Origin of the sequence: Spirillospora sp. NPDC047418 (assembly GCF_040643275.1) — a bacterium.
GTDB lineage: Bacteria > Actinomycetota > Actinomycetes > Streptosporangiales > Streptosporangiaceae > Spirillospora.
Map to the genome: position 1 here is coordinate 236,153 of NZ_JBEYTW010000002.1, position 6,813 is coordinate 242,965.

Genomic DNA, 6,813 nt, shown 5'->3' on the forward strand with positions numbered 1-6,813 from the left:
TGGTGATGAGCGTAGATCTGGACCGCAACGTCGTGCTGCGCGGCGAGGTCGAACTGGTCGAGCGCGCCGGGCGGCTGTTCTCCGCGTGCGAGGAGTTCGCCTGCGCCGCGACGGACCTGAAGACGTGGGCGCTGCCGGGGTTCCGGGACCGGCTCGTCGCCGAGCGGCACCGGATCGATCCGCCGCCCGCCGCGTTCAAGCTCTACAGCCCGGCGGCGCTCGCGGACGAGGAGTCCGAGCGGCACCTGGTGGAGCTGGCCCGGGCCGGGCTCCGGGTGCGGATCTGCCCGGCCCCGATCCCGCACGAGACGATCCTCGTGGACCGGCGGGTCGCGATCCTCGCGGGCCCGGCCGCGGGCGGGGTCCGCGAGTACACGGTCGTCCGGTCGCCGAGCGTGGTGAAGGGCGTCGTGTCGCTGTACTGGGCGACCTGGGAGACGGCGGTGGAGCTGGCCGAGTACCGCCGCGACCGGCCGCCCGCGCTGTCGCGGGAGAGCCGGCGCATCCTGGGGCTGCTCGGCGGCGGGCTGAAGGACGAGGCGGCGGCGCGGCGGCTCGGCATGTCGCTGCGCACCTACCGGCGCCGCGTCGCGGAGATCCTCACGCTGCTGGACGCCGACACCCGCTTCCAGGCCGGCATCCGCGCCCACGAGTTCGGCCTGATCGGTTAGCCGCCGGCGAGGGCGACGAGCTTGATGAAGACGAGGTCGGGGTCGGTGGTGAGGTCGATCTGCTCGTCCAGGTCCTCGACCTGGCGGTCGCCGGCGAGGACGAAGAACCCGTTGGCGAGGAACGCCTTCTCGGCGATCTCGGCCTGCCGCTCCCAGTCGATGCGGCGCGGTTCGCGCAGCCGGTAGCCGTTCAGCTCGGCCTCGGCGTCGTCGGGGCGGACGAGGCCGTTGAACCGGTCGGACGGCCGCGCGTTGTGCCGGGCGACCTCCTCGCGGACCCGGAGCCTGATCAGCTCCCGGACGGTCATCCGCTCCGGCAGCGCCTCGATACGGACCTCGGCGACCGGCGCGCCGGTCGCGGTCTCGTCCCGGAAGGTCACGGCGGGCATCAGGCACCTCTCTTGATCTGCGTGCGGATCGACTCGTCGGTGATCTTGTCGTCGGCGGCGAGCAGGAACGCCTTGCTGAGGATCAGGGCGAGGCGCTCGTCCTCGAAGGGCAGGAACACCTTGGCGCCGAGGGCGCGGCGTTCGGGGACGATGCACAGGAACGCGTCGTCCGGCTCCATGGCGATGTTCGCCGAGCCCAGGTGGATCTTGTAGGTGCGCAGCTCGCCGCGCACGACCAGGTGCCGGCCGTCGATCGCACACCGGTCGGCGATCTTCGTGCGGGGCAGGACGCGGGCCAGGGCGTCCTTGCGGGTCCGGGTGGATTCGGTCAGGTCGGCGTACCACTCGCGGACCCAGTACTCGTGCGCCTCGCCGTCCTCCCACATCGGGTCGGCGGCGATCGACGTCACGCCGACGAACAGGTCGACGTCGCGCATCGCCTCGCTGAACACCAGCGGCGGGACGTCGGTCAGCGGCGTGTTCCGCCAGGAGCCGTCGACGCGGCGGTCGAACAGGACCCGGTTCGTGCCGGCGATCTCCTGCTCGCCCTCCCAGTCGGCGAGGACGTGCGAGAACCGGGCCCGCCACTCCCCCGCCGCGAGGGTCCGCTCCGCCTCGTCCGAGCCGCCGCCGTCCCACGGGCCGAGCAGGCTGCTCTTCCAGCCGCGCGCCCGGAACAGGGCGAACATCCGCCGGTAGTGGACGAGGTGCGCGGCGAACCGGTTGGAGTAGGTCCGGGTCTCCTCCTCGGCCGGGGTGAGCAGGTAGATCTCGCGGAACGCCTGCTTGAACGGCTGCCGGATCCGCCGCTCGATCAGCAGGTCGCGCCAGGCCCGCACCTCGCCGGGCTCCGACCTGATCGGATGCCACAGCCGGACGGCCGCGTCGTCGGCGGCGTCCGGGAGGCCGTCGGTCTCGGGCAGGACGGCCCGCCACTCGCCGGGGGCGGTCTCGATCTCCCAGATCAGGCCGCGCACGGTCGGTCCGGCGATCGAGTGGTGGACGAGCGTGTCGCGCCACCGTCCGAAGGGGTGGACCGCGTCGGCGGTGAACGCGCCCTCCAGGGCGCGCGCGAGCGTGACGAGCTGCGAGCCGATGCGCTTGACGTGGTCGCGCAGTTCCTTCAGTTCGTCCTTGTGGTCGCGGCGGACGGGTGCCGGGACGCCTTTCAGCGCCTTGCCGTCCTTCTCGAAGGTCAGCTCGGCCTTGCCCGTGACGGTGACGACGGCCGTGTAGTCGCCGAGTTCGCGGCGGAGGCCCCCGGGCTCGGGGAGGCGGAGGGCGACCTCGGTGCGCTCGGCGAGGGCCGCGTCGGCCTTCTTGAGCATCTTGTCGAGCTGCTTGGGCACGCCCGCGTGACGGACGTCCCGCCGGACCGCCCGGATCGCGGTGACCAGCTCGGGCGTCGGGAAGTCCAGCGCGGCCCGGACGATCTCGTACAGCAGCGCCTGCGACGGCAGCGTCCTCGCCTCGGTGGGCGCGATCGCGATGTCGGGGAGGAGGCGGTCGAAGAAGGCGGGGAGCCACGGCTCGTCCCGGAGCAGCACGAGCCGCGCGGCGCGGCCGAGCGTCTGGACCTCGTCGGTGGTGAACGCCTTGTCGGCGCGGTAGGGGATCTCGCCGTCCTGGATCGCGCGTGCGCGGGCTGCCGCGGTCTCCAGGGCACGGCTCGCGAACCGGGCATAGGCGGGGATCGCGGCGACGCGCTCCCACGCGTCCGGGAGGGGCGGCGGCGGGGAGGCGTAGGTGCCGCTCCGGCCCAGCTCGGCCAGCAGGATCCGCTCCTTCGGAGCGAGCCCGACGGCGACGTCGAACTCGGCGAGCGCGATCTCGCCCGTCCTGCCGGGGCGGAGGCGTTCCGCGGTGCGCCGCAGGACGGCGTCTCCCGCGAGCCCGCCGACCGCGAGGAGCGTGAGGGGCTTCTCGTCGCGCTCGCCGTCGAGCAGGAACTCGACCAGCGTGCTCGCCGGATCGGCGACATCGGGCCACGCGCCCCGGCAGCGTGCCAGCGCCGCCGCGGCGAGGGCGATATCGGCCCATTTCCGGGCCTGCAGGCCGTCGACGAGCGCCGCGAACATCCGCTCGCACGCCTCCGGTGTGAAGCGCGGCTGGCGCTGCCTCACCTCGTCCTCCACCATGAACCGGACGCAGGTCGAGACGTGGTCCGGCGCGCGGCCCAGCCCGTAGGCGACGGGCAGCAGGCCGCCGAGCTCGGTGTCGGAGAGCCGCCACATCTCGGCGTACCAGGTGCGGAACTCCTCGGTGTCCTCGGGGGCCGGGGCGGTCATGGCGCGCAGCAGGCGGCCGGCCAGATCCATCAGGCACCTCGTCTGATCTGCCGCAGCACGGCCTCGTCGGTGATCTTGTGGTCGGCGGCGAGCAGGAAGGCGGTGCCGAGGATCTGTATGAGCCGCTCGTCCTCGAATGGCAGGAACAGCCCCTTCTGTCCCGGCCGGCGGGACGCCTCGGCCCGCAGCCGGGTGTTGCCGGGCTCCATCAGCACCCCGCCCGAGCCCAGGTGGATCTTGTAGGTGCGCAGGTCGCCCCGGACGAGGAGGAACCGGCCGTCGACCGAGCAGCGGCCGGCGATCCGCGTGCCGGGCAGGACGCGGCGCAGCGCGTCCCCGCGGATCTCGGCGCTCGCGGACGGCTCCCCGAACGGCTCCTCCTCGGTGATCGAGGTGACGCGCAGGAACAGGTCGACCTCCCGCGTCCCCTCGCTGAACACCAGCGGCGGCACGTCCGCCGGGCGGACCTCCCGCCAGCGGCCGGCGACCTTCCGCTCGAACCGGGTGTCGTCGTGGTGGCTGACCCGCCACTCCCCCTCGGCGAAGACGCGCCGCAGCGCGCCGTCGATGCCGCCGCAGCCCCGGCCGGGCCCGGCGCCGGCCGGGGACGGCCGGTAGGTCTCGCGGAACGCCTGCTTGAATGACTGCGTCATCCGGTTGCCGGTGACGAAGCCGCGCCAGGCCCGCACCGCGCCGGGGAACGCCCGCGCCGGATGCCACAGCCGCACCCGCGCGTCGCCGGGCGGGACGGGCAGCGCGCGGCCGTCCACCGTCACCAGCACGCCGCCCTCGCCGGGGGTGGCCGCGTGCCAGATGCCGTCCGGTCCCTCGAACTCCCAGACCAGGCCGCAGGCGACCACGCCGGTGACCGGGTGGTCGCGGTAGTAGCGGCACCATTCGGCGAACGGCCAGGCGCGCTCGACCGCCATCAGCGCCTCGACCCGGGTCCGCTCGGCGGCGAGCGTCGCGCGGACCTGCTTCACCAGCGACTTCAGCTCCCTGATCTCGGCGGCGAACGGGACCTTGAGCGCGCCCGGGACGGTGCGCAGCGGCCGGCCGTCCGCGCCGGTGAAGGTGAGCCTGACGGCCAGCGGGTCGTCGATGACGAGGACCGCCTGGTAGGCGCCGATGTCGCGGGCGAGCGAGCCGTCCCGGCCGAGGCCGTGCGCGGGCACGCCGCGCTCGACGAGCTGCGCGGGGGTGATGCCGCGGCGGGCCGCCGCGGCCTCGATCGCCGCGGCGATCTGCCGGCCGAGGCCGGGGTAGCGGACGTCGCGGCTCAGCCCGCGCAGGACGTCCAGCGCGTGCGGGTCGGCGAACTCGCCGAGCGCGTTGACCGCGCCGCCCGCCAGCTTCGCCGACGGCTCGAACTCGCGGGTCACCCCGGCGGCGCGGCGCACGATGACGTCCAGCAGCGGGACCACGCCCGGGTCGCCGAGCAGCGCGGCGGCCCACACCCGGCCGCGGGCGCCCGGCTCGGCGCGCAGCGACGGGTCGGAGAACGGCCGGTCGCCCACGAGGTCCGGTTCCTTCGTCGCGTACCAGCGCACCCTGCGCAGCACCGCGTCGCGGGCGGCGGGGTCGGCCAGCAGCTCCAGCGTGCGGCGCCGCCACGCGCGGGTCGGCCGTAGCGCGTTGAGCGCGTCCAGATGCGCCCGGAGGTCGGCGGAGTCGTCGGACATGAGGTGATCTTTCCAGATGGCACCGACGGTTCCCGGCGTTTCCGGTGATCAGCGCCCAAGCCGGCGCAGGATCGCCGCCATCAGTGATCTCGTGGCCGGCGGCGAGCGTGTCGTGGAGCATGGCGGGATGCTGGCAGACGGCACCGACAGAAACCGGCCGATCGCGGCACCTGTTCAGTGACCTCATGGTCACCTAGGCTCGGGGTACCGCGGTAGAACGAGGTTCGGGACGGCCATGACGCACAGCGTGGTGATCATCGGAAGCGGATTCGGCGGGATCGGGATGGCGATCCGGCTCCAGCGGGCCGGCGTCCGCGACGTGGTGATCCTGGAGAAGGCCGAAGGGCTCGGCGGCACCTGGCGGGACAACACCTATCCGGGCGCGGCGTGCGACGTCCCGTCCGCCCTGTACTCGTTCTCGTTCGAGCGCAAGACCGACTGGACGCGCCGGTTCCCGCCGCAGGCCGAGATCCTCGACTACCTGTGGCACTGTGCCCGCAAGTACGGGGTGCTGGAGAAGGTCCGGTTCGGGACCGAGGTCACCGAGGCGCGGTTCGACGAGGACGCCGCGCTCTGGCGGGTCTCCACGACCGGCGGCGACCTGGAGGCGCGGATCCTGGTATCGGCGTGCGGGCAGCTGAACCGGCCCGTGCTGCCCGGCATCGAGGGGCGCGGCTCGTTCGCCGGGACGAGCTTCCACTCCGCCCGCTGGGACCACGGCGCCGACCTGCGCGGCAGGCGGGTCGCGGTGGTCGGGACGGGCGCGAGCGCGATCCAGTTCGTCCCGGAGATCGCCAAGGAGGCGGCGGAGCTGCGGCTGTTCCAGCGGTCCGCGCCGTACGTGATCGACAAGCCGGACCGGGTGTACCGGCCGTGGCAGCGGGCCGTCATGCGGAGCGTCCCGGGGCTGTGGGAGCTGAACCGCGGCTACACCTACGCGGCCTACGAGGCGCGGGCGCTGGGGTTCATCAAGTACCCGAGGCTGATGGCGATGCTGGAGAACCGGTTCAAGAACACCCTGAAGGACGGCATCGGGGACCCCGTGCTGCGGGACGCGCTCATCCCCGACTACCCGATGGGCTGCAAGCGGATCCTGATCTCCAGCGACTACTACCCGGCGCTCGCCCGGCCCGGCGTCGACCTGGTCACCGACCCGATCGAGCGGATCACGCCGTCCGGCGTCGAGACGGCGAAGCGCGCCTACGACGTGGACGTCATCGTGTACGGGACGGGGTTCCGGTCCACCGAGTTCCTCTCCCCCATGAAGATCGTTGGACGGGACGGCCGGGAGCTGAACGAGGCGTGGCGGGACGGCGCGCAGGCGCATCTCGGCATCACGGTCAGCGGCTTCCCCAACCTGTTCCTGCTGTACGGCCCGTACACGAACCTCGGCCACAACTCGATCATCTACATGCTGGAGTCGCAGTTCCGGTACGTCCTCGGCTGCGTGGCGGCGCTGCGCGCGGCGGGCCTCGCCTGGATCGACGTCAGGCCGGACGTGCAGGACGCGTTCACCCGCGAGATGCGCGAGCGGATGCGCACGACCGTCTGGGAGGCCGGCTGCCAGAGCTGGTACATGACGGCCGACGGCACGGTCGTCAACAACTGGCCCGGCTTCACCTTCGCCTACCGCCGCGCGACGCGCCGCCCCGATCCGCGGCACTTCACCGCCCGGCGCGCGGCCTAGTTGTACTGACCACAGAGGTTGTGGACGTGGCGACATGCTGCCGATGATCTTGGCGTGAGGGAGGGCCTCCGGGTTCGGTGTGGATTGCGAGATCTA

General features: G+C 73.1%; 6 protein-coding genes. 3 read left to right on the forward strand and 3 right to left on the reverse strand.

Going from position 1 to position 6,813, the window contains the following annotated elements; translation table 11 throughout:
- Positions 1 to 5 precede the first annotated feature (5 nt).
- Positions 6 to 671: a DNA-binding response regulator gene (locus ABZ806_RS02110; protein WP_500214764.1), complete on the forward strand. Its 666-nt coding sequence runs from the start codon at positions 6 to 8 to the stop codon at positions 669 to 671.
- On the opposite strand, the gene ABZ806_RS02115 is transcribed toward ABZ806_RS02110, so the two are convergent.
- Genes ABZ806_RS02115 through ABZ806_RS02125 form a run of 3 tightly spaced genes read right to left on the reverse strand, consistent with a single transcriptional unit; the run spans position 668 to position 5,030 of the window.
- The gene (locus ABZ806_RS02115) at positions 668 to 1,060 is read right to left on the reverse strand and encodes a hypothetical protein (RefSeq protein ID WP_500214766.1); all 393 of its coding nucleotides are present in this window, start codon (positions 1,058 to 1,060) and stop codon (positions 668 to 670) included. The genes ABZ806_RS02110 and ABZ806_RS02115 overlap by 4 nt on opposite strands.
- Positions 1,060 to 3,378, reverse strand: a complete 2,319-nt coding sequence (locus ABZ806_RS02120) for a DUF4132 domain-containing protein (protein ID WP_500214767.1) — start codon at positions 3,376 to 3,378, stop codon at positions 1,060 to 1,062. Before ABZ806_RS02120 ends, ABZ806_RS02115 begins: the two co-directional genes overlap by 1 nt.
- Positions 3,378 to 5,030, reverse strand: a complete 1,653-nt coding sequence (locus ABZ806_RS02125; RefSeq protein WP_500214769.1) for a DUF4132 domain-containing protein — start codon at positions 5,028 to 5,030, stop codon at positions 3,378 to 3,380. Before ABZ806_RS02125 ends, ABZ806_RS02120 begins: the two co-directional genes overlap by 1 nt.
- A 16-nt stretch (positions 5,031 to 5,046) precedes the next feature.
- Here ABZ806_RS02125 and ABZ806_RS02130 point away from each other — a divergent pair, with 16 nt between their 5' ends.
- Entirely contained in the window at positions 5,047 to 5,211 is a 165-nt protein-coding gene (locus tag ABZ806_RS02130) for a hypothetical protein (RefSeq protein ID WP_500214770.1), read from the forward strand.
- 54 nt (positions 5,212 to 5,265) lie between these two features.
- Positions 5,266 to 6,717 carry a flavin-containing monooxygenase gene (locus ABZ806_RS02135; protein ID WP_500214771.1) on the forward strand — a complete coding sequence of 484 codons (1,452 nt, stop codon included), beginning with the start codon at positions 5,266 to 5,268 and terminating at the stop codon, positions 6,715 to 6,717.
- Positions 6,718 to 6,813 lie beyond the last annotated feature (96 nt).